We start from the raw sequence: 19,228 nt of genomic DNA on the forward strand, positions 1-19,228 counted from the left end.
TTATATCTTACTCAAAGTACTTCACACTGTTAAGTTGTCTAGGTTCTTTGTTGTCGACACCGTTTAGAGCCGACTTTTATAATATAACAAATTTTAATTGCCCTGTCAACATATTTTTATAAATTTAAAAAAATAATTTAAAGATTAAATATATGATGATTAGGGACATTAATAATATAATATTTTTTGGAGTTTGTCAACATGAAATTTTATTTCCACCCTAAGGTTTTTTCCATTTCTTTTCTAAACTTTTCAATAACCTTTTTTTCAATTCTGGATACAGTCATTTGAGAAATATTTAATTCTTCAGCAATGATTACTTGGGTCTTATTATTAAAATATCTATCTACTAATATTTTCTTTTCTACATCATTTAACTTCTCCATACCTCTTAATAAAAAATCATTGTTTTCGATTTTGCTAAAATAAATATCTTCTTCTCCTATAAGATCTGCTAAATTCACATCTTTATCGTCTCCGTTAGAATCATAAGTTAAATCTAAGGACTGGGGAGTATAGACCTTACTGCCTTCCATAGCCTCTAGAATTTCTTCTTCTGTAGAATTTAAATATTCTGCTATATCTTCTACTGTAGGAGAACGTTGAAGTTCCTGACTTAAAGTAATCTTGGCATTATTTATTTTTTTTGATAATTCTTGTATTCTCCGAGGGACTCTTATGGTCCAACCTTTATCTCTGAAATGTTTTTTAATCTCACCGATAATAGTAGGAGTGGCAAAACTAGAAAATTCAAATCCTTTGTCTATATCATATCTATCAATTGCATAGATAAGTCCAATAGAAGCTACTTGATATATATCATCATAGTCTATGCCTCTATTAGCATATTTTTTTGAAAGTATTTCAGCTATATATAAATGTCTTTCTATAAGAGTTTCTCTTATTTTAAAATCTTTTGTTTCTTTCAATTGTTTGAATAGAGTTTTGGTGTCTACTTGATTTAAGTCTTTTAAATCATTTTTTTCAAAATATTTATTTGATTTCATATACTACCATCCTCTATATATTTTATCATTTCAACTCCTTCTTTTGAAAAGTTAACTTCATCCATTAAAGATTTAATTATTAGAATTCCTAGCTTCATTTCTTTATTTGTATCTTCATTATTATTATCATACATGGATACATTATTAACTGACATAATAAATTTATTTTCTTGAATAGTAAATTTTATATCTATATGTTCAGCTCTATTCAATGCATTTATACAAGCTTCTGCAATAGATACCTTAATATCATCTATATCATCTATATTAAATCCCACCTTATTTGCAATAGAAGATGAAGTTAATCTTGCAACGGATATATAATCAGGTTTACTAGGAATGGTAAGTTTAAAAATATTTTTATCCATACTATCACTCCTTAATTATAAATACCTTATCTAATTCAGTAATATCAAATAATTTTCTTATATTTGGCTTAATGTTTTCTAGATATATATTACTATCGTTTTCTTTTGCTTTCTTAAGAACACTTATTAATGTACCTAAACCTGTACTATCTAGATAATCTAAGTTTTGACCATCTATTAATATATCTGTTTTTCTTTTGTTAAATGCTTCAACTAATCTTTCCTTTAATTTTGGAGATGTGTATATGTCAATTTCTCCTTCTGGTATGATTACCCAAATACCTTTTTCTTCATCAAAGTTAACTTTAATACTTAAAGACATATTAATACCCCCTTAATCTTCTTTCATATTTACTTAATTTTATAATAAAATAGGTTTAATGTAAAGTAACTTAGTAGGATTTACTTATATATGGATAAAAAAAGCATCCTTAATATATTAAAGGATACTTTTTCCATTACTATTCTTCTTCTACATATTTTGCAACTGCCATTACTTTGTCATCTTTATTATTTATTTTCATCAAAGTAACTCCTTGAGTATTTCTACCCATTACTGAAATACCTTTTGAAATCAATCTAATTATTATCCCTGACATAGAAATCATTATTATTTCATCATTTTCATCTATTACTTTAGCAGATACCAATTTGCCTGTTTTGTTCTTTATATTGTAGGTTTTTAAACCTACTCCGCCCCTATTTTGAATTCTATATTCATCTAAAGGAGTTCTTTTTCCAAATCCAAATTCACTTACAACCAACAGATGTTTTCCTTCTTCTATTAGATCCATTGCTACTACCTCATCTTCATCTTTCAACCTAATAGCTATAACCCCCATAGCATTTCTGCCCATTTCTCTTACATCTTTTTCACTAAATCTAATAGCCATTCCCTGAGATGTTACCACTATTATTTCTCTTTTACCGTTTGTTTTTTTAACTCCTATTAATTCATCTTTTTCTTTTAAACTAATAGCAATTATTCCATTTTTTCTTATATTTTTAAAGTTATCCAATTTTGTTTTTTTGATAATTCCATTTTTAGTTATGAAAACAAGGTTACTTTCTGGATCATATTTTTCTATAGGAATAACTGCGGATATATTTTCATCTCCTGTTAAATTTAATAAGTTAATTATTGCTGTTCCTCTAGCCTGTCTTCTACCTTCAGGTATTTCATAGGCTTTTAATGAATATACTCTACCTTTATTTGTAAAGAAAAGTATAGTATCATGGGTTGAAGTAATAAATAAATTTTCTACAAAATCTTCTTCTCTTGTAGTAAGTCCTGTAATCCCTTTCCCGCCCCTTCTTTGGATTTTATAAGTATCTTCTGGCATTCTTTTTATATATCCATAATGGGTTAAAGTAATGATTACATCTTCTTCTTCAATCATATCTTCTATATCTATTTCATCAGCTGAAGGCATTATTCTAGTCTTTCTTCTATCTCCAAATCTTTCTTTAATTTCTAGCAATTCATCTTTAATTATTTCATATATTAACCTTTCACTAGCTAATATTTCTTTAAATCTATTAATTTCTTTAATCAATGCTTCATATTCTTCTTCTAGCTTTTCTCGTTCTAATCCTGTTAACCTTCTAAGCCTCATATCAAGTATGGCTTGAGCTTGTTTTTCAGATAGTTCAAAACTATTCATAAGTCTTTCTTTAGCTGTTGCTTCTTCTTTTGAACTTCTAATAATATTTATGACTTCATCTATATTATCTAAAGCTATTTTCAAACCTTCTACAATATGAGCCCTTGCTTCAGCTTTATCTAAATCAAATTGGGTTCTTCTGGTTATTATTTCTTTTTGATGTTCTAAATAATAGGTTAATATTTGCTTTAAATTTAATACCCTAGGTTCATTATTTACTAAAGCTAGCATAATGACTCCAAAAGTTACTTGTAATTGAGTTTGTTTATATAGATTGTTTAGAACTATATTAGGGTTTGCATCTCTTTTCAATTCAATTACTATACGCATACCGTCTCTATCGGACTCATCTCTTAAATCTGAGATTCCTTCTAGCTTTTTATCTCTAACTAGTTCAGCTATCTTTTCTATTAATCTTGCTTTATTTACCTGATAAGGTAGCTCTGTTATTATTATTTTATCTCTGCCCTTAGTATATTCCTCTATCTCAGCAACTGCTCTAATCCTTATCTTTCCTCTTCCAGTTTTAAAGGCAGATTTAATCCCATCTCTCCCCATTATCATAGCACCAGTTGGAAAGTCTGGTCCTTTAATAACTCCCATTAAATCTTCAATGTCGATTTCGGGATTCTCTATTAACATGATTATCCCATCTATTACCTCTTTTAAATTATGTGGGGGAATATTAGTTGCCATTCCAACTGCTATCCCTGATGAACCGTTTACCAATAGGTTCGGAAATCTACTAGGTAGAACAATTGGTTCTTTTAAGGTTTCATCAAAATTAGGCATATAATCTATAGTTTCTTTGTTTATATCCCTTAACATCTCCAATGTAAGCTTAGTCATCTTTACTTCTGTATAACGCATAGCTGCAGCACTGTCTCCATCTACAGAACCAAAGTTTCCATGGCCATTTACTAAGGGATACCTAGTATTAAAATCCTGGGCGAGTCTTACCATGGCATCATAGACAGATGTATCTGAATGAGGATGATATTTACCTAATACATCCCCTACTACCCTTGCAGATTTTCTATATTGTTTATCTGGAGTCATTCCTAATTCATTCATAGCATAGAGTATCCTTCTATGGACTGGTTTTAAACCGTCTCTAACATCTGGAAGGGCCCTACTCACAATTACAGACATAGCATAATCTAAATAGGATTTTTTCATTTCTTCTTCAATATTTATTTCTATAATTTTATTATCTATACCATCTTTATTATCTTTGTCCATTTTTCCCCTCCTATATATCTAAGTTTTTAACTAGTTTTGCATTCTTTTGTATAAATTCCCTTCTCGGTTTGACCTTATCTCCCATTAAAGTTGTAAATATTTCATCTGCAGCCAATCCCTCTTCTACGGTTACTTGCAATAGTATCCTTTTTTCTGGATCCATTGTAGTTTCCCAAAGTTGCTCTGGATTCATTTCTCCAAGACCCTTGTATCTTTGAATAGAATAGTTGCTTCGGCCTATTTCTTCAAGTAATTTTTCTAATTCATTATCACTATAAACATAATGTTCAGCTCTACCTTTTGATACTTTATATAAAGGTGGCTGAGCAATATATACATGGCCATTATCTAATAATTCTCTCATATATCTATAGAAAAATGTTAATAGCAATGTCCTAATATGAGCACCATCTACGTCTGCATCCGTCATTATTATTATCTTTCCATATCTTAATTTTTCAATATCAAATTCATCACCAATTCCGGTTCCAAAGGCTGTTATCATAGCCCTTATTTCTTCATATCCTAATATTCTATCTAATCTTGCTTTTTCTACATTTAGTATTTTACCCCTTAATGGAAGAATTGCTTGATAACCTCTGTCTCTTCCCTGTTTTGCACTTCCACCAGCTGAATCCCCTTCCACTATATATATTTCTGTTATTTCTAAATCATTTGATTGACAATCAGCAAGTTTACCTGGTAATGTGGTATTGTCTAAAATGCTTCTTTTCCTTGAAATCTCCCTTGCCTTTCTTGCTGCTTCTCTTGCCCTTGATGCACTAACTGCTTTTTCCAATACAATTTTTCCGGATTTAGGGTTTTCTTCAAGGTATCTAGTAATAAAATCATAAGTCAAAGACTCTACAATCCCTCTTACTTCGCTATTACCTAATTTGGTTTTAGTTTGTCCTTCAAATTGAGGTTCCATTAGTTTAACAGATAATACAGCAGATAATCCTTCCCTTGCATCATCCCCTTGAAGATTTTCATCTTTTTCTTTTATATGGTTATACTTTCTACCATAGTCATTAATAGCTCTAGTTAAGGCAGTTCTCAACCCACTTAGATGGGTTCCACCTTCTTGGGTGTTTATATTATTGGCAAAGGTATATATATTTTCTGAATATGCATCTGTATATTGCATTGCTAATTCTACTACTGTATTATCCTTTTCAGCTTCAAAGTACATTATATCTTTATGAATTGGATTTTTATTTCTATTAATATATTCTACAAAGGATTTAATACCTCCTTCATAGTGAAATTTCCTCTTTGTATTAGTTCTTCTATCTTCTAAATTAATCATTATACCCTTATTTAAAAATGCCATTTCTCTTAGTCTATATTCTAATGTCTCGAAATTGAAATCTACTTCATCAAAAATTTCTTTATCCGGTTTAAAATTTATTAATGTACCTGTAGTTTTAGCCTCTCCAACTATTTGTAATTCAGTAACAGGTACACCCCTTTCAAATTTCTGCATATATTCTTTTCCATCTCTTTTTACCTTTGCAATTAACCATTCAGATAAAGCATTAACAACTGAAACTCCAACACCATGCAAACCTCCAGATACTTTATAAGCAGAATTATTAAACTTTCCTCCAGCATGAAGGATAGTAAGAACTGTTTCTACTGTTGACTTTCCAGTTTGAGGATGAGTTTCTACCGGTATACCTGATCCATTATCCTCTACTATTACAGAATTATCTTTTTCTATTACAATTTTTATACTATCACATACTCCTGCTAAAGCTTCATCTATACTATTATCTACTACTTCATATACCAAATGATGTAATCCCCTAGGTCCAGTACTTCCAATATACATCCCTGGCCTTTTTCTAACTGGTTCTAATCCTGTTAAAACTTGAATTTCTTCAGCTGTATATATTCTTCCATTATTTTCATTGGTCATTTATTCTAACCTCCAATCTTGTTTCACAACTTTATTTCTTCTAAATAAAGTTGTTGATGATATATTTGATACATATAAGACATGTTTTTTATTTATTTTTCTATTTTTCCTAGGTGTATTACTAGAACAAGTTACTATATAAGTTTTTATATCATTCATATCATTACTGGCTAAATTGCTATTTTTTAGTAACTTTTGAATATATATATTATTTTCTTTAGAATTTTCTAAAGAATCCTTGTCAATAATTGCAACTATATCTTTTAAGAATATATTAACATTATTACCTATGTGCAAAAACACTAAATCCACTCCTTTACTTTAAGATTTTACCATTATCTATATAGAATATGGATTTTTCAATTTCTTTAAGTTCATCTAAATTAATAATATCCGTGGAAGTAATTATAGTTTGCATATCGTTAAAAGATTTAGTCAGATACTTTCTTCTGTCCATATCTAACTCAGAAAATACATCGTCTAATAATAAAACAGGATAAACACCTTTCTCCATTCTAATTATTTCCACTTCAGATAATTTTATAGATAAGACAATAGTTCTTTGTTGACCTTGAGAAGCAAATATTCGAGCATCTGCACCATTAATCTCTATTTCCATATTGTCCCTATGAGGGCCAATTGATGTAATTCCAGTAATTAAATCCTTATCTACATTAAATTTTAATTGTTCTAAAAAATTTTTTTCAATGATTTTCTTATTTTTACCAGAAAAATTCACATTGGTATTATAATTTAAAATTAACTCTTCTTCTAAAGTTAATTTTCTATGTGTTTCCTTGGCTATTTTAGATAATTTTTCAATAAATTGGAACCTAGATATAATTATTTCGGTTCCTATTTTAGCAAGTTGTATATCAAATATTTCTATTAAATTAATAATATTAGATTTTACTTTATTGGATTTAAGTAGATTATTTCTTTGAAATAAAACCTTATTATACTTATTAATATTGTATTTATAAATTGGCCTTATTTGAGAAATACTCATATCTAAAAAATTTCTTCTTTCTACTGGTCCATCTTTTACAAGTTTTAAGTCATCAGGAGAAAAAACTACAACACTTAAACCGCTATATAATTCTTTAAAGTTTTTTAATTCGATTTGGTTTATTTTTATCCTTTTTGGCCTATCTTTTTCCAATTTTACTTCTATTATTTTTTCAGTTCTACCAATGTTAATTTTAGATCCAATATAAGCTTCCTTTTTATTTAAATTTATAATCTCTCTATCTCTATTAGTCCTGAAAGATCTTCCTGTAGCACACATATAAATTGATTCTAATAAATTGGTCTTTCCTTGAGCGTTTTTTCCAACAAAAATATTTATCTTTTTATTTAAGTCTAAACTTAAATTATTATAATTTCTAAAATTAATGAGCTTAATACTTTCTACATTCAAAAAAAGCACCCCTCAAAAATACTTCATAAGTGATAAATCCTCAACCACAAGGGTTGAGGGATTATTTTCACAAACCTACTTTATTATACCACAATTAACTTTTCTATGTCTTCTATTTCTATTATATCACCCTTTTTTATCTTTTTTCCTCTTTCTTTTACAATGTTCCCATTTACTGAAACCTTTCCCATATTTATAATGTTTTTGCTTTCACCACCAGTTTGAGTAATTCCAGCAAATTTAAGCAACTGGTCTAATTTTATAATATCCGTTCTTATTTTTATTTCTTTCATATTATTAAATTTCCACCTTCTCTATTAATAATCTTCTTGAGCAAGTCGTACTGGTAAAACTAAATAAGTATAATTTTTATCCTCTACAGGATTTATTATGCATGGATTTAAACTTCCCATGAAAAAAAGTTCTATTTCCTCAGAATCTATAGCTTTTATTCCGTCGATAAGGTATTTGGAATTAAAGGCTATGTTTATATCCTCTCCTTCTTTATTTGAATAAATTTGTTCATTAACATTTCCTATTTCTGAATTTGATTTTATAATAACTTGATTATCAGCAATATTCAATTTAACTAAATTTGTTTTTTCTTCTTTTGCTAATAAGGAAGCTCTCTCAAGGCTATCCTGAAGTTCTTTTCTATTTACCTTAATATTAGTTTTATGTTCTTTCCTAATAATATCTTTATAGTTTAAAAATTGGCCTTCCAGTAATCTTGAAGAAACTACTGTATCTCCCATGTCAAATATTACATGACCTGGAGCTGTAGTTATTTTCAATTCATCTTCATCATCAAGTATTTTATTTAATTCACCTAATACTCTACCTGGTATTACTATTTTGATATTTTCTTTTATATCTATAGGAATACTTCTTAAAGCTAACCTATAACCATCTAGTGCAACAAAAGAACCAACGCAATCAGATACTTCTAATAAAACTCCAGTTAAGATAGGTCTGGTTTCATCTAGTGTAGTAGCAAATACAGTTTGTCTAATAGCAGATTTAAATAAATCCTTAGGAATATTGAAAGAATTTTGATTAATTATAGCAGGTAATTCTGGATATTCTTGAGGTGAGTTACCTAATATATTAAATTCTGAATTTTCACAAGTAATATTAATGTTATTATCTTTAACTACAATATTAATTAAAGAATTAGGCAATTTTTTAATTATATCACCAAATATCCTAGAATTTACTACGATGGCACCTTCTTCTATTGTATCACAATCAAGATATGTTTCTATTCTAATTTCTAAATCAGTAGCAGTTAACTTTAACTTTCCATTAACTGTCTCTATTAATATACCATCTAATATTTGTAATGTAGTTCTAGTTGAAATTCCTTTTTGTACTATATTAATATGATTTGCTAAAATATTTTGATTAACTTGTATTCTCAATTGATAATCCTCCTTTTCTGTTTGGTTCTTGAAAGATAGATAGATAAATATATAATAGTAGTAATAGTAGTAGGGGGTGTTAATTTGTTAATAACTATGTATAGGATATAGTTTTAATATGTTTCTGCATTTAATAACATGTTGATAATTTAATAGTAACTATAGAAGTTATCCCCATAATAATTAGTCTTTAAAAAATCTTAATTTACTAACATTTAACTAACAAGGTTATTAACAAATTTTGTTGATTATTCCCCTTTTATATTTTTTATAAGTCCGTCTATTCTTTTTTTAAGTTCATCACTTTCATCAATATCTACTGATATTTTATCATAAGCATGTATTACAGTCGTATGGTCTCGACCTCCAAATTCATCTCCTATTTTAGGTAAAGATAAATCAGTTAATTCTCGTGTTAAATACATGGCTACTTGCCTTGGATAAGCTATTGCTCTAGTTCTTTTCTTTGAGTTAAAATCTTCCATTTTTATATCAAATTCTTTAGATACTGAATTCTTTATTAATTCTACCGTTATCTTTCTAGGTTTATTATTGGAAATTATATCCTTTAAAGCTTCTTCAGCTAAATCTACAGTAACTTCTTTGTTGGTTAGGGATGAATAAGCAACAATTCTAATCAAAGCTCCTTCTAATTCTCTAATATTTGATTGTATTTTTGATGCAATATATAGCATAACGTCATCAGGTACATCAATATTTTCCATTTTTGCTTTTTTCTTAAGAATGGCAATCCTCGTCTCTAAATCTGGTGCTTGAATATCTGATATTAATCCCCATTCAAATCTAGATCTTAATCTATCTTCCAATGTTGGTATTTCTTTTGGTGGCCTATCACTAGATATAATTATCTGTTTATTTGCTTCATGTAAAGCATTAAATGTATGGAAAAATTCTTCTTGAGTACTTTCTTTACCTGCTATAAATTGGATATCATCTACTAACAATACATCAACATTTCTGTATTTGTTTCTAAATTCATTGTTTCTATCATCTCTAATTGAATTTATCAATTCATTTGTAAACTTTTCTGAAGAAACATACACTACTTTTGATTTAGGGGATTGATTTAAAATAAAATGTCCTATAGCGTGCATTAAATGAGTTTTCCCTAAACCCACTCCTCCGTATATGAATAATGGATTATAGGCTTGTGCTGGTGCTTCTGCTACAGCTAATGAAGCAGCATGAGCAAATCTATTACTATTTCCAATTACAAATGTATCAAAAGTATATTTAGGATTTAATTGAGACCTTTGATTTAATTCATGGTTATCTATTGGAATAGATTGTCCAACATTTATGTTTATTTCTTCTCCTGGGATAATGAATTGAATAGTATATTCTTCTTTAATAATTTGAGCTATGGCATTTTTTATTAAATTTAAATATCTGGCCTCTAAAATACCTTTAGTAAATTCATTGGGGGCGGCAAGAATAACCCTATCATCAGTAATAGTAATAGGTTTAATTGTTTTAAGCCATGTATTGAAACTAACTTCCGTTAGTTCTACTTTGATTAATTTAAGGACTTCATTCCAGATATTATCTAAATTTGAAACCATTATTTTTATTCCTCCTATTTTATTGTAAATTATAACCACTATATATGTTTTTATAACCAATAGTTAAATAAAAATACTATATAATATATAGATATTAACAGACATATCCACAAAAAAGTAAAAATATTCATAAATAAAATTAATAAAAAATGGTATAATAATTGTGGATAAGCTATTGATAATTTGTTATTAATATTCTAAATAAACTTTAAATAATATATATTAACAAATATTAGAACAATAAATATGTGGATAACAAATTGGTTGAATTAAAGGTATAGGGTTAAATAAATATTTGAAAAGTAAAAACTTATACACAACCTTATCCACAATCTGTGTATAAAAATAGACTGTTTATAAAAAATAACTTATCCACATACCAAATTAATAATATCAAATAAAACTAATTATATCAACAAAATTATCCACAATATTGAGAACTTGTGAATTAATTAATCTGTGGATATGAATAGTTTAAATTTCTTGACATATAAGCTATCTATAAATATAATCAATATTAGTATTTATGTTTTCCTTAACAAAAATTTTAAAATTTTTATATATGGGTTTGAACAGAGGGGGTGTAGTTAAATGAAAAGAACTTATCAACCAAAAAAAAGACAGAGAAGTAAAGAACATGGATTTAGAAAGAGAATGAGAAGTAAATCAGGAAGACAAGTTATTAAGAATAGAAGAAGAAAAGGCAGAAAAAGGTTAACAGCATAAGGCCGCAACATCAGTGGCCTTTTTGTCTATAAGGAGCATTGTAATGAATAAAGAATATAGGTTAAGGAATAATGAAGATTTTAAAAAGGTTTATAAAAGAGGAAAGAATTATTGGAATCGTAATTTAGTTTTGTATAAGATGAAGAATGGATTGAATTATTCGAGGGTTGGTTTTACCGTTTCGAAAAAGATTGGCAATAGTGTGGTAAGAAATAGAGTAAAGAGAAGATTGAAAGAAATACTTAGAAAAAATTTCAATATGGTTAGGAAAGAATATGATATAATAATAATACCTAAGAAGAATGTGGTAGATTTAAAACATGTAGAATTAGAAAGTGCAATGCTTCATATTTTGAAAACATCTGGTCTTTTAAATGATATAGGTGACAAATAATGGCTAAAGTAGCTATTTTATTAATAAAATTTTATCAAAGATTTATTTCTAAATATATTTTAACGGGGAAAAACTGCAGATTTTATCCAACTTGCTCTGAGTATTCTATACAAGCTTATAAGAAGTATGGTTTTTTTAAAGGAACTTATCTAAGTATACGTAGAGTATTGAGATGTCATCCATTTAATAAAGGAGGATATGATCCGCTAAAATGATTGGGGGTTGACAAATGACGTCGTTTTTAGGTAATTTATTAGGAGCTTTGTTAAAATTTGTATTTGATATGGTATCTAGTATTGGTACAGAATCAGAATTTATTTCTTATTATGGTATAGCAATTGTATTAACAACAATTATTTTTAAATTTATTCTTTTACCTATAAGTTTACATCAGAGTAAGTCTACAAAGAAAATGAACGAGTTGCAACCGAAGATTAAAGAAATTCAAAATAAATATAAAAATGACCCACAGACCCAACAAGCAAAAATGATGGAAATGTATAAAGAACATAATTATAATCCAGCTTCTGGGTGTTTACCTTTGCTTATTCAATTTCCGATAATAATAGCTTTTTTTAATGTATTAAGAGATCCTGTAAGATTTGTTTTTAAAGACCCAAATATTTATGATGCAATTAGTAAAAGTTTTTTATGGATACCAAATTTAGAAAAACCAGACCCTTATTTATGGGGATTACCTCTCTTAGCTGCATTGACTACATTTTTACAAAGTAAACTTATGACTAGTAATGTAGAAGCTAATCCGCAAGCTGAATCTACTCAAAAAATGATGAATATATTCTTACCTGCCATGATATTTATGGCTGCTAGGTCTTTTGCAGCTGGTATAGGAGTATATTGGGTTATAGGTAATATATTTCAAATAATTCAACAATTGATATCTAATAGGTCTTTGGGTAAAATTAAGGAGGAGACAAGATAGAATGAGGTCCGTTGTAAAGGTAGCAAAAACTGTTCGTGAGGCCATCGATATTGCGTTAGAGGAATTAAGTGTTAGTGAGACAGATGTTCAGGTAGAAATACTGGAAGAACCAAGTAAAGGTTTGTTTGGATTAATAGGTACTAAGGATGCAATAGTTAAAGTGACAGTAGTTAATGATCCCATAGAAATTACTGAAAATTTTTTAAACAGAATTCTATCATCTATGAATATCAAGGGAAATGTACTAGTTAGAAGAGAAGATTCTTGCTTAAAAGTAGAAATTGTTAATATTAATTCTTCTGATATGGGAATTGTAATTGGTAAAAGAGGAAATACTTTAGATGCAATACAATATTTATTAAGCTTAACGGTTAATAAAAATAGGGATAATTATATTAAAGTAATAGTAGATATTAAAGGATATAGAAAGAAAAGGGAAGAAACTTTAATTAGATTGGCGAATAGGATGGCTGAAAAGTCAAAATATAGCAGAAGACCAGTAAAATTAGAGCCAATGAATCCCTATGAAAGAAGGATAATTCATTCTGCTTTGCAGCATGTAAATGGTATAGCTACTTATAGTGAAGGAGAAGAACCTTATAGAAGAGTAGTTATTCAAGCAAAATAAACCTTTAAGAAACCCAGTGCTATACTGGGTTTCTATTATCATATATAGATTTATTAAAGATTCCTAAATTTATTTATATTATTATAGGAACCTTTGTTATTAATAGAAAGGTATGGTGAAAACTATGGCTGATACAATTGCGGCTATTTCTACTGCTATGGGGGAAGCTGGAATTGGAATCGTTAGAATAAGTGGGAAAAAATCCATAAGTATTGCAAATAGATTATTTAAAGGAAATAAAATTGAAAATTTAATAGATGGAGAAAATAGAAGATTAATATATGGCCATATAATTAATCCAAAAGATAAAGAAATTGTAGACGAAGTATTAATTGCATATATGAAAGAACCATATACTTACACTAGGGAAGATATGGTGGAGATATATTGTCATGGAGGTATAATATCAGTAAGAAAAATATTAGAGTTGGTTTTAGAAAATGGCTCTAGATTAGCGGAACCTGGAGAATTTACCAAGAGGGCCTTTTTAAACGGAAGGTTAGATTTAGCTCAATCAGAAGCAGTAATAGATATGATTAGGGCTAAAACGGACAAATCTTTTCAAGTATCATTAGAACAATTAGAAGGAAGCATATCTAAAAAAGTTAAAAAAATAAGAGATATATTATTGGAAATGATAGCACATATAGAGGTTTCCATAGATTTTCCAGAGGAAGATGTAGAAGAGATTACCTATGAAGAATTAGAAGAAAAAGCTAAGCAAGTAGAAGAGGAAATTAATAAATTATTGGAAACAGCTGATAGAGGAAAAATTCTTAGGGATGGTTTAAACACCGTTATATTAGGAAAACCTAATGTAGGAAAATCTTCTTTATTAAATGCTATGTTAAGGGAAAATAGAGCTATCGTAACCAATATTCCAGGAACTACTAGAGATATTATAGAAGAATATGTGAATATTGATGGTATACCTTTGAAAATTGTTGATACAGCAGGAATTAGAACTACTGATGACTTAGTTGAAAAAATTGGTGTAGATAGAGCCAGAGAAATGGTATATAAAGCAGATTTAATAATAGCAGTATTTGATGCATCGGATAGTATTACTGAAGAGGATTACCAAATTATAGATATTATTAAAGAAAGAAAATCCATAGTTTTGCTAAATAAAACAGACCTCCCAAGTGAATATGATGAAAGTTATTTAAAAAAATTATTACCTGATAAGGAAATTATAATTACTTCCATTGTTAGTGGATTAGGTATTGATAAGTTGGAATATGCCATAAAGGATATGTTTTATAAAGGAGATTTAGAGGTAGAAAGCGATGTAATAATTACAAACTTAAGGCATAAAAACCAACTTTTAAGAGCTAAGGGAAATATAGAAGAAGGAGTAAATGGTATTGTTTCAAGTATGCCTTTAGATTGTATAGAAGTAGATATAAAAAACTGTTGGGAAAATTTAGGGGAAATATCTGGAGATACTGTTGGTGAGGATATTTTGGATAAAATATTCTCTGAATTCTGTATAGGTAAATAGTTTTATAAAGAGGTGTACAAGATGAAAGAAGTAAAAAAATTTCATGCAGGAAATTTTGATGTAATAGTTGTTGGAGCTGGTCATGCTGGATGTGAAGCAGCATTGGCTACTAGTAGAATGGGCATGAAAACTTTAATGCTCACTATGAGTCTTGATTCTATAGGAGATATGCCTTGTAATCCTAATATTGGAGGTACTGGGAAAGGGCATTTAGTTAGAGAGATAGATGCACTAGGCGGAGAGATGGCTTTAAATATAGATAAATCTTTTATCCAAAGTAGAATGCTTAATACATCAAAAGGGCCAGCTGTTCATTCGTTAAGGGTTCAAGCAGATAAAAAGAAATATCATAGAGAAATGAAAAAGGTATTAGAAAAAGAACCCAATATAGTTTTGCGTGAAGGTGAAGTTGTTGAAATACTTGTAGAAGACAATAATACTAAAGGAATTGTTACAAAGACAGGTGCTATTTATAGTAGTAAAGTAGTAATATTGGCTACTGGAACATATTTGAAAGGAAGAATTTTTATAGGTGAAGTAAACTACTCAAGTGGTCCTGGTAGTTTTTCTCCTTCTAATATTCTTTCAGATTCTTTATTAAAATTGGGTATTAAATTGAGAAGATTTAAAACTGGTACACCAGCAAGAGTACACGGGGATACTATAGATTATTCTAAAATGGAAATTCAACCAGGAGATGAGGAAATTATACCTTTTTCATTTCTAAATATGGATAAGAATTTTAACATAGAGCAGGTTCCTTGTCATTTAACCTATACTACACCTTTAACACACGAAATAATTAGGAAAAATCTTTCTCGTTCTCCTATGTATTCTGGAGTTATAGAAGGAATAGGACCAAGATATTGTCCATCTATTGAAGATAAGGTGGTAAGGTTTAGTGATAAGGAGAAACATCAAGTATTTATTGAGCCTGAAGGACTTGATACAAGAGAAATGTATGTACAAGGAGTAAGTTCAACTTTACCTGAAGAAGTTCAATTGGAAATGTATAAGACCATAATTGGTTTGGAGAATGTGCAGTTTATGAGAACCGCTTATGGTATAGAATATGATTGTATAGATCCTACCATATTAAAAAGAACTTTAGAGCATATGGAAATAAATAATTTATTTTTTGCAGGTCAAATTAATGGATCATCAGGGTATGAGGAAGCAGCTGCTCAAGGATTAATTGCAGGAATAAATGCTGTAATGAATATTAAAGGTAAAGAACCTTTTATGTTAGATAGGTCAGAAGCATATATTGGGGTATTGATTGATGATTTAGTGACAAAAGGTACAAATGAACCTTATAGAATGATGACTTCAAGAGCAGAATACAGATTAACATTAAGACAAGATAATGCGGATTTAAGGTTGACAGAAAAAGGTTATAAAATTGGTTTAGTGACTGAAGAGAGATATAGGAAAACTAATAAGAAAAAAGAACTAATAGAGTCGGAATTAAACAGATTAAAAGATGTAGTAGTAACCCCTACTACTAATACCAATGATTTATTAGAAAAATTGGGTAGTACACCCTTGAAAACAGCCTTTAGTTTGTACAATTTAATTAAAAGGCCTGAACTAAGCTATGAATCTTTAGCAAAACTTGATTCTAGCAGGAAAGAATTACCAAGGGAAATTAGACTTCAAGTTGAAACTCATATTAAATATGAAGGTTATATTAAAAAACAGATGACACAAATTGAACAGTTTAAAAAATTAGAAAGCAAAAAATTAGCTGAAAATCAAGATTATAATGATATTAAAGGTTTAAGTAATGAAGCTAAACAAAAATTGAACCAGATTAAGCCAGATTCCGTAGGTCAAGCCTCTAGAATATCAGGAGTTTCCCCAGCAGATATTAATGTCTTGTTAATCTATTTAGAGCAAAAAAGAAGGGAAATGAAAGGAGAAAAGCATGACTAATGTAAATACATTAATTAAAGGTGGAAATATATTAGGTATTGAATTAAATAAAGAAGAAATCCATAGTTTTATTTTATATAAAGAATTATTAAAGGAATGGAATCAGAAAATAAATATTACATCTATAATTGATGACGAAGAAATCGATATTAAGCATTTTGTTGATAGTATAACCCCATTAACTACGGATTTAATTGGGAAGAACATAAAAATGATAGATATAGGAACTGGTGGAGGTTTTCCAGGTGTACCACTAAAAATATTAAATAGAGATATGGAAGTGGTTTTACTTGACAGCTTAAAAAAAAGAATTACATTTTTAGAGAATATAATTGACAAATTAGCTTTAGAAAAAATAATTCCTATTCATGGACGAGCAGAAGAATTAGGTAGAGATAAAAACCATAGAGAAAAATATGATATTGCAGTTTCAAGGGCAGTAGCTTCTTTGAACACTCTTTGTGAATATTGTTTACCTTTTGTAAAAGTTGGAGGACATTTTATTTCTATGAAAGGTCCCGATATGGGTGAGGAACTAAAGGATGCAGAAAAATCAATAAAGATATTAGGTGGAAGGTTTAAAGAAATTAAGGTTATAGATTTGCCTTTAAGTGATATTACTCATAGTTTGATAATTATAGAAAAAATAAAAGAAACTCCGACAAAATATCCTAGGGGAGGAGGTAAACCTAAGAAGAAACCCTTATAATTAGGAATAAAATGGCGAAGGAAAGTTTGGGAAATTAGAAGGAAATATTTACAATTTATAGAATATATAAAAATAAGGTTAAATAAGTTTATTGGGAAGAGGGGAGTCTAATGAAAAGTATACAACCAGAGATAAAGTATATTCCAATTGAGTCCATTAAACCTAATCCATATCAACCAAGGAAGAATTTTAACAAGAAGTCTTTAGAAGAATTAAGCCAATCCATAAAGTCCTTTGGATTAATTCAACCTATTAGTGTAAGAAAATTGCAAAATGAAAATTATGAGCTTATTGCCGGGGAAAGAAGACTAAGGGCTTCTGAGTTAGCAGATCTTGATAAAATACCTGCTATTATTGTGGAATATAGAGATAAAGAATCTGCAATGTTGGCTTTAATTGAAAACTTACAAAGAGAAGATTTGAATTTTATTGAAGAAGCAGAAGGTTATTATAATTTAATAGCAGATCATGGGTTTACTCAACATGAGCTAGCAGAAAAAATTGGTAAAAGTCAATCTACCATTGCAAATAAACTACGAGTTTTAAAGCTTCCAGAGGACATAAAAAAAGATCTTATAGAAAACAATCTAACTGAAAGACATGGACGAGCTTTACTAAAATTACCAGACTATGAGTTGAAAAGAGAAGTATTAGATAAGGTTATAAAAAAGGAGTTAAATGTAAGCAAAACTGAAAGTTTGGTAAACGATATACTAAATGATTTAACGAAAGAGGAGTCCGTTGAAGAAAAGCAAAACATAAAAAGGTTAATTAGCACACGTATTTATCTAAATACAATAAAAAAAGCTTATAATGCAATAAAAGATAGTGGTATTGATGCTAAGTATATAGAAAAGGATAAAGGTGAATATGTAGAAGTATCTATTCAGATACCAAAAAGGTAATAAAAGCCAGAGTGTTTCACATGAAACATTTTGGCTTTTATTTTAGAAATATTAAACAGGTTTTGGATAATGCAATTATTATTTAAATACATGAAATTAAGGAGTGAGTCAAAATTAATGAAAATTAGAAAGACAGATTATATTTTTTTAAATTAGTAGCAAGTATTCTACTATGTGATATTATTAATATATTAGTCAATTTGTATATCAATAGGATTAGGTGAACAATAAAAGATTCTTTATTACATTCAGGATGACGGTTGCAGGTTGTTATCATCCTGAGAAAAGAGAAGGATCTTAAGGTAAAGATAAGATTTCTCGTTTCACTCGGAATGACAACACGTTAATGACACATAATTTATATTTTACGAAGTAGTGGTAGAATTATGTTCAGTAGCAAATTTGAAAACATCTTTAAATACTGGAGGTTTCTTATTATGAAGCAATTCATACATGATTTTAAAGAAAATAAATTTTTTAAACTATACGTAATCTTCTTCTCTTTAATCAACTTAATATATACATACTTTGGAATATCTAAATCCCTGTACATACAAAAGTATTCCTTAAGGGGAACAATAGAAAAATATCAATTCGAACACCTTTCAAATATTTCTAAAATCACTAATTTGCTGGAATCGTTAATTATATTAATCTATTTAGTTTATCTTATAAAAGTTATTATAAAAAAAGATAAAATGAATATAAAACATTTCTTAATATTTAATTTTGGCTTTATTATGGTTCTTACTTCTATTAACTATTTGGTTTCTGTTGTTTTTTCAGTACCATTTTGGCCTTTAACTCTGCTATTTTATACCCCTTTAACAATAACACTTATTTTTTTAATATATTTTT

At 28.6% G+C, this 19,228-nt stretch carries 20 protein-coding genes; 10 read left to right on the forward strand and 10 right to left on the reverse strand.

The annotated features are described in order from the left end of the window. Positions 1-209 precede the first annotated feature (209 nt). The 10 genes from C3E90_RS08815 to dnaA all read right to left on the reverse strand — a co-directional run bounded on the left by C3E90_RS08815 (position 210) and on the right by dnaA (position 10,626). Positions 210-1,007, reverse strand: a complete 798-nt coding sequence (locus C3E90_RS08815; protein WP_236915271.1) for a SigB/SigF/SigG family RNA polymerase sigma factor — start codon at positions 1,005-1,007, stop codon at positions 210-212. Then, on the reverse strand, positions 1,004-1,375 hold the full coding sequence (locus tag C3E90_RS08820; RefSeq protein WP_236915272.1) for an ATP-binding protein: 372 nt from the start codon (positions 1,373-1,375) through the stop codon (positions 1,004-1,006). Before C3E90_RS08820 ends, C3E90_RS08815 begins: the two co-directional genes overlap by 4 nt. Positions 1,376-1,379: 4 nt before the next feature. Beyond that, positions 1,380-1,697 carry an STAS domain-containing protein gene (locus C3E90_RS08825; RefSeq protein ID WP_236915273.1) on the reverse strand — a complete coding sequence of 106 codons (318 nt, stop codon included), beginning with the start codon at positions 1,695-1,697 and terminating at the stop codon, positions 1,380-1,382. 139 nt (positions 1,698-1,836) lie between these two features. Continuing rightward, positions 1,837-4,281, reverse strand: coding sequence for a DNA gyrase subunit A (gyrA, locus tag C3E90_RS08830; RefSeq protein ID WP_236915274.1), 2,445 nt, complete (start codon positions 4,279-4,281; stop codon positions 1,837-1,839). A 10-nt stretch (positions 4,282-4,291) separates the two neighbouring features. Continuing rightward, on the reverse strand, positions 4,292-6,202 hold the full coding sequence (gene gyrB / locus C3E90_RS08835) for a DNA topoisomerase (ATP-hydrolyzing) subunit B (RefSeq protein WP_236915275.1): 1,911 nt from the start codon (positions 6,200-6,202) through the stop codon (positions 4,292-4,294). Next, a complete protein-coding gene (locus tag C3E90_RS08840) occupies positions 6,203-6,505 on the reverse strand; it encodes a hypothetical protein (RefSeq protein WP_236915276.1) in 303 nt (100 codons plus the stop codon). It lies immediately after the preceding gene. Positions 6,506-6,518: 13 nt separating this feature from the next. Next, positions 6,519-7,622, reverse strand: a complete 1,104-nt coding sequence (recF, locus tag C3E90_RS08845) for a DNA replication/repair protein RecF (protein ID WP_236915277.1) — start codon at positions 7,620-7,622, stop codon at positions 6,519-6,521. Between the two features lie 83 nt (positions 7,623-7,705). Next, on the reverse strand, positions 7,706-7,915 hold the full coding sequence (locus C3E90_RS08850; protein ID WP_236915278.1) for an RNA-binding S4 domain-containing protein: 210 nt from the start codon (positions 7,913-7,915) through the stop codon (positions 7,706-7,708). A 24-nt stretch (positions 7,916-7,939) separates the two neighbouring features. Then, positions 7,940-9,043, reverse strand: coding sequence for a DNA polymerase III subunit beta (dnaN, locus tag C3E90_RS08855; RefSeq protein ID WP_236915279.1), 1,104 nt, complete (start codon positions 9,041-9,043; stop codon positions 7,940-7,942). Between the two features lie 248 nt (positions 9,044-9,291). After that, the gene (dnaA, locus tag C3E90_RS08860) at positions 9,292-10,626 is read right to left on the reverse strand and encodes a chromosomal replication initiator protein DnaA (protein WP_236915280.1); all 1,335 of its coding nucleotides are present in this window, start codon (positions 10,624-10,626) and stop codon (positions 9,292-9,294) included. A gap of 591 nt (positions 10,627-11,217) precedes the next feature. Here dnaA and rpmH point away from each other — a divergent pair. The 10 genes from rpmH to C3E90_RS08910 form a co-directional block, all read left to right on the forward strand. Next, a complete protein-coding gene (rpmH, locus tag C3E90_RS08865; RefSeq protein ID WP_236915281.1) occupies positions 11,218-11,352 on the forward strand; it encodes a 50S ribosomal protein L34 in 135 nt (44 codons plus the stop codon). A 43-nt stretch (positions 11,353-11,395) separates the two neighbouring features. Beyond that, the gene (gene rnpA, locus C3E90_RS08870) at positions 11,396-11,746 is read left to right on the forward strand and encodes a ribonuclease P protein component (RefSeq protein WP_236915282.1); all 351 of its coding nucleotides are present in this window, start codon (positions 11,396-11,398) and stop codon (positions 11,744-11,746) included. Continuing rightward, complete coding sequence (gene yidD, locus C3E90_RS08875; protein ID WP_236915283.1) at positions 11,746-11,961, forward strand: membrane protein insertion efficiency factor YidD; 216 nt, start codon at positions 11,746-11,748, stop codon at positions 11,959-11,961. The genes rnpA and yidD overlap by 1 nt, the downstream gene beginning before the upstream one ends. A 14-nt stretch (positions 11,962-11,975) precedes the next feature. Then, positions 11,976-12,689 (forward strand): YidC/Oxa1 family membrane protein insertase, encoded by a 714-nt coding sequence (locus C3E90_RS08880; protein ID WP_236915284.1) that lies wholly within the window; start codon positions 11,976-11,978, stop codon positions 12,687-12,689. A 1-nt stretch (position 12,690) separates the two neighbouring features. Continuing rightward, the gene (gene jag / locus C3E90_RS08885) at positions 12,691-13,317 is read left to right on the forward strand and encodes an RNA-binding cell elongation regulator Jag/EloR (RefSeq protein ID WP_236915285.1); all 627 of its coding nucleotides are present in this window, start codon (positions 12,691-12,693) and stop codon (positions 13,315-13,317) included. Positions 13,318-13,441: 124 nt separating this feature from the next. Then, positions 13,442-14,821: a tRNA uridine-5-carboxymethylaminomethyl(34) synthesis GTPase MnmE gene (gene mnmE, locus C3E90_RS08890; protein ID WP_236915286.1), complete on the forward strand. Its 1,380-nt coding sequence runs from the start codon at positions 13,442-13,444 to the stop codon at positions 14,819-14,821. Between the two features lie 21 nt (positions 14,822-14,842). Then, positions 14,843-16,756 (forward strand): tRNA uridine-5-carboxymethylaminomethyl(34) synthesis enzyme MnmG, encoded by a 1,914-nt coding sequence (gene mnmG / locus C3E90_RS08895; protein WP_236915287.1) that lies wholly within the window; start codon positions 14,843-14,845, stop codon positions 16,754-16,756. Further along, the gene (gene rsmG, locus C3E90_RS08900) at positions 16,749-17,465 is read left to right on the forward strand and encodes a 16S rRNA (guanine(527)-N(7))-methyltransferase RsmG (RefSeq protein ID WP_236915288.1); all 717 of its coding nucleotides are present in this window, start codon (positions 16,749-16,751) and stop codon (positions 17,463-17,465) included. Before mnmG ends, rsmG begins: the two co-directional genes overlap by 8 nt. Positions 17,466-17,575: 110 nt before the next feature. After that, complete coding sequence (gene noc, locus C3E90_RS08905; RefSeq protein ID WP_236915289.1) at positions 17,576-18,370, forward strand: nucleoid occlusion protein; 795 nt, start codon at positions 17,576-17,578, stop codon at positions 18,368-18,370. 437 nt (positions 18,371-18,807) lie between these two features. Continuing rightward, positions 18,808-19,228, forward strand: a 421-nt coding sequence (locus C3E90_RS08910; RefSeq protein ID WP_236915290.1) for a hypothetical protein, incomplete at its 3' end; no start/stop codon positions are given.

Source organism: Clostridium sp. Cult2 (assembly GCF_021655075.1).
Classification (GTDB): Bacteria; Bacillota; Clostridia; order Tissierellales; family Tepidimicrobiaceae; genus Schnuerera.

Excerpts from the sequence above, each read along its gene's own strand:
- C3E90_RS08815 (WP_236915271.1), bottom strand. The coding sequence starts at position 1,007 with ATGAAATCAAATAAATATTTTGAAAAAAATGATTTAAAAGACTTAAAT.
- C3E90_RS08820 (WP_236915272.1), bottom strand. The coding sequence starts at position 1,375 with ATGGATAAAAATATTTTTAAACTTACCATTCCTAGTAAACCTGATTAT.
- C3E90_RS08825 (WP_236915273.1), bottom strand. The coding sequence starts at position 1,697 with ATGTCTTTAAGTATTAAAGTTAACTTTGATGAAGAAAAAGGTATTTGG.
- gyrA (WP_236915274.1), bottom strand. The coding sequence starts at position 4,281 with ATGGACAAAGATAATAAAGATGGTATAGATAATAAAATTATAGAAATA.
- gyrB (WP_236915275.1), bottom strand. The coding sequence starts at position 6,202 with ATGACCAATGAAAATAATGGAAGAATATATACAGCTGAAGAAATTCAA.
- C3E90_RS08850 (WP_236915278.1), bottom strand. The coding sequence starts at position 7,915 with ATGAAAGAAATAAAAATAAGAACGGATATTATAAAATTAGACCAGTTG.
- dnaA (WP_236915280.1), bottom strand. The coding sequence starts at position 10,626 with ATGGTTTCAAATTTAGATAATATCTGGAATGAAGTCCTTAAATTAATC.
- rpmH (WP_236915281.1), top strand. The coding sequence starts at position 11,218 with ATGAAAAGAACTTATCAACCAAAAAAAAGACAGAGAAGTAAAGAACAT.
- rnpA (WP_236915282.1), top strand. The coding sequence starts at position 11,396 with ATGAATAAAGAATATAGGTTAAGGAATAATGAAGATTTTAAAAAGGTT.
- yidD (WP_236915283.1), top strand. The coding sequence starts at position 11,746 with ATGGCTAAAGTAGCTATTTTATTAATAAAATTTTATCAAAGATTTATT.
- C3E90_RS08880 (WP_236915284.1), top strand. The coding sequence starts at position 11,976 with ATGACGTCGTTTTTAGGTAATTTATTAGGAGCTTTGTTAAAATTTGTA.
- jag (WP_236915285.1), top strand. The coding sequence starts at position 12,691 with ATGAGGTCCGTTGTAAAGGTAGCAAAAACTGTTCGTGAGGCCATCGAT.
- mnmE (WP_236915286.1), top strand. The coding sequence starts at position 13,442 with ATGGCTGATACAATTGCGGCTATTTCTACTGCTATGGGGGAAGCTGGA.
- mnmG (WP_236915287.1), top strand. The coding sequence starts at position 14,843 with ATGAAAGAAGTAAAAAAATTTCATGCAGGAAATTTTGATGTAATAGTT.
- rsmG (WP_236915288.1), top strand. The coding sequence starts at position 16,749 with ATGACTAATGTAAATACATTAATTAAAGGTGGAAATATATTAGGTATT.
- noc (WP_236915289.1), top strand. The coding sequence starts at position 17,576 with ATGAAAAGTATACAACCAGAGATAAAGTATATTCCAATTGAGTCCATT.